This is a genomic window from Mycobacterium sp. E3305, assembly GCF_001666785.1.
Lineage (GTDB): Bacteria > Actinomycetota > Actinomycetes > Mycobacteriales > Mycobacteriaceae > Mycobacterium.
Map to the genome: position 1 here is coordinate 1 of NZ_LZJA01000246.1, position 3,802 is coordinate 3,802.

Annotated in this window: 1 protein-coding gene; it reads left to right on the top strand. The window is 68.9% G+C overall.

All coding sequences use genetic code 11. The annotated features are described in order from the left end of the window. On the top strand, nt 1-3,802 hold a 3,802-nt coding region (locus tag A5701_RS22695; protein ID WP_156670221.1), incomplete at both ends, for a condensation domain-containing protein.

Below are 3,802 nucleotides of genomic sequence, written 5' to 3' on the forward strand. Positions count from 1 at the left end.
GTGCGTTGGCGCACGGCGGGCGGTTGGTGGTGGTGCCCGAGGAGGTGACCCGCTCCCCCGACGAGCTGCGCGCCCTGCTGATCTCCGAACACGTCACCGTCTTGAGTCAGACCCCGTCAGCGGTGGCAATGCTCTCCCCCGCCGGGCTACAGCCGTTGGCGCTCGTGGCCGCCGGAGAGGCCTGCCCAGCCGAGATCGTCGAGCGCTGGGCGCCCGGGCGGGTGATGGTCAACGGCTACGGCCCCACCGAAACCACGGTCTACGCCACCATCAGCGCCCCGCTGGCGCCCGGTTCGGCCGCGGTCCCCATCGGCCTACCGGTGCCCGGCGCGGCGCTGTTCGTCCTCGACCCCTGGCTGCGTCCCGTCCCGCCCGGCGTCGTTGGCGAACTCTATGTCGCCGGCCGCGGCGTCGGGATCGGCTATTGGCGCCGGCCCGGGCTGAGCGCGGCCCGGTTTGTTGCCTGCCCCTACAGCCCGCCCGGCACCCGGATGTATCGCAGTGGGGACCTGGTGCGCTGGCGACCCGACGGGCAACTGGACTACCTGGGGCGCGCCGACGAACAGGTGAAGATTCGCGGGTACCGCATCGAACTCGGCGAGATCCGCGCGGCCCTGGGCGAACTCCCAGACGTCGGACAGGCTGCGGTGATCGCCCGTGAGGACCGGCCCGGTGACCGGCGGCTAGTCGGTTACATCACCGGCACCGCCGATCCCGCTGCGGCGCGCGCCGCGCTGGCCGAGCGGCTGCCCGGCTTCATGGTGCCCACCGCGATCGTCGTGGTGGACACCCTGCCGACCACGGTCAACGGCAAGCTCGACACCCGCGCCCTGCCCGCCCCCGACTACGTGGATGTCGATCGCTACCGCGCCCCGACCAACCCCGTCGAAGAAGTCCTGGCCGCCATCTACGCCGAGATCCTCGGGGTCGAGCGCGTCGGCGTCGACGACTCCTTCTTCGACCTCGGCGGCGACAGCATCCTGTCGATGCAAGTAGTCGCCAGGGCCCGCGCGGCCGGGTTGGCCTGCCGCCCCCGTGACATCTTCGTCGAGCAGACCGTGGCGCGGCTGGCCCGCATCCCTGGCATCACCGACGGCCATCAACGGACCACCGACGACGGGATCGGGCCCGTCAAGCCCACGCCAATCATGCACTGGCTGTTCGACATTGACGGCCCGATCGACCAGTTCAACCAATCCATGGTGCTGCAGGCACCGACCGAAGCGACCCACGACGACGCGCTCGTCATCCTGCAAGCACTGCTCGACCGCCACCCGATGCTGCGGGCGCGGGCCGATACGAGCGGGCGGTCGCTGACCGTTCCCGGATCCGGGGCGGTCGACGGCGCTCAGTGCCTGCACACCGTCGACGCGCTGACCGATGATGTCCTCGCCCAGGCGAGGTCCCGGCTCGACCCCGGCGGTGGCGTGATGCTCAGCGCGTTGTGGGTCTCCACTACCGGCCAGCTGGTGCTGATCGTTCACCATCTGGCCGTCGATGCGGTGTCATGGCGGATCCTGTTGGAGGACACCAACATCGCGTGGGCCCAGCACCACCACGGCCAGCCGATCACCCTGCCCCAAATCGGCACCTCATTCCAGCGGTGGGCCGAGTTGCTCGACGAGCACGCCCACACCCCGGCCGTCGTCTCGCAGGCCGACACCTGCAGGCAGGTGGCGGCGACCGCGGCCGCGCTGCCCCCACCGCAGCCCGGCGACACCTACACCAGCGCCGGGCACCTCACCGCCACCCTGGACACCGAGACCACGCGGGTGTTGCTCACCGACGTACCCGCGGCCTTCCACACCGGCATCCACGAAATCCTGCTGATCGCCTACGCCCTGGCCTGGACCGAATTCCTCGGCTCCACCGGCCAAACCGTGGGCATTGACGTCGAAGGCCACGGCCGCCACGACGACCTGGCCGACGCGGTGGATCTGTCACGCACCGTGGGCTGGTTCACCACCAAATACCCCGTCGCACTGAACGTCGGTGGGCTGCGCTGGGACCATATAGCAGCGGGCGACCCCGCACTGGGCCCGATCGTCAAGGGCGCCAAGGAACAACTGCGCGCCGCGCCCCACCCCCTGACCTACGGACTGCTGCGCTACCTCAACCCGGACACCGCCCTAACCGCACCCGACCCCACCATCGGATTCAACTACCTAGGACGGCTCAGTGCGACCGCGCCCGGGGCCATCGATGAGCTTTGGCTGATCAGCGAGGACGGCTTGTCGGCCATAGCCGTGGCCAGCACGGCGCCGATGCCGCTGTCGCACACGGCCGAGCTCAACGCCGCCACCATCGACACCGACACCGGCCCTCAGCTCAACGCCACCTGGACCTGGGCCACGTCCGTTCTCGACGACACCCACATCGCCCGGCTCAGCCAGTTGTGGTTCGACGCCCTGACCGGAATCTGCACCCACGTCCAGCACGGCGGCGGCGGCCTGACCCCCTCCGACATCACCCCCGCCCGGCTCACCCAACACCAAATCGACGACCTCCAAAACCACTACGACACCGCCGACATCCTGCCGCTCACCGCACTCCAAGAAGGGCTGCTCTTCCACGCCACCACGCACGAGTCGGACGACGTCTACGCGCTCCAGCTGCAGATTTCGGTGGCCGGTCCGCTGGACCCGGATCGGCTGCACGACGCCGTCCGCACCGTCATCAGCCGCCACCCCCACCTCGCGGCCCGATTCTGTCGACAATTCGACCAACCGGTGCAAGTCGTTCCGGCTGTGCCTGAAATACCTTGGCAATCAGTCGTATTCGAAACCGACGCGGAAGATCAACTCGCGCGTTTGTGTGCCGCCGAACGCGCCGCGGTGTGCAGCCCCAATGACCAGCCGGCCTTCCGGGTGGCGTTGATCCGCACCGCCCACGAGCGGCACCGCATCGTGCTCACCAATCATCACATCGTGCTCGACGGGTGGTCGCTACCGATCCTGCTGCACGAGATCTTCGCCTGCTACCAAGGCCGGCGACTGCCGGCCGTGACACCCTATCGCCGGTTCGTCAGCTGGCTGGCCGAGCGCGACCTCGACGCCGCCCGCGACGCCTGGGCCCAAGCGCTGGCCGGGCTTGACGCCCCCACCCTCGTCGGTCCGCCGGGCCGGTTGACATCGGGAACGCGGGCCGTTGAGGCCGACCGCCTTCCCGCGGCAATCACCCAGTCAGTCGCTGAGTTGGCGCGCTCGAATCACACCACGGTCAACACCGTGCTGCAGGCGGCGTGGGCGCAGCTGTTGATGGGACTGACCGGCCACCATGACGTGGTCTTCGGCACCGCGGTCTCGGGACGGCCCGTCGAGATACCGGGAGCCGACCGCATGGTCGGCCTGCTGATCAACACCGTGCCGGTGCGCGCGCACATCACCACCACCATGACCACCGCCGAGCTGCTCCACCAACTGCACGACACCCACAACCACACCCTCGACCATCAACACCTGGCGCTCAACGAGATTCACCGCATCACCGGCCACGACCAACTCTTCGACACCCTGTTCGTCTACGAAAACTACCCCGTCGACACCGCCGCGCTGGCCGGCGCCGACGGGCTCGCCATCACCGAGTTCACCAGCCGCGAATCCAATCACTACCCCCTGACCGTGCAGGCCACGCCCGGGCCCGAACTGGGCGTGCGCGTCGAATACGACACCGACGTGTTCGACACCAAAATCGTTCGAGCACTGGTCACCCGGTTGGAGCGGGTGTTGGTGGCGATGACGGCTGATGCCCAGGCGCGGTTGTCCTCGATTGGTGTGCTTGATGCCGGTGAGCTCGGCGGGTG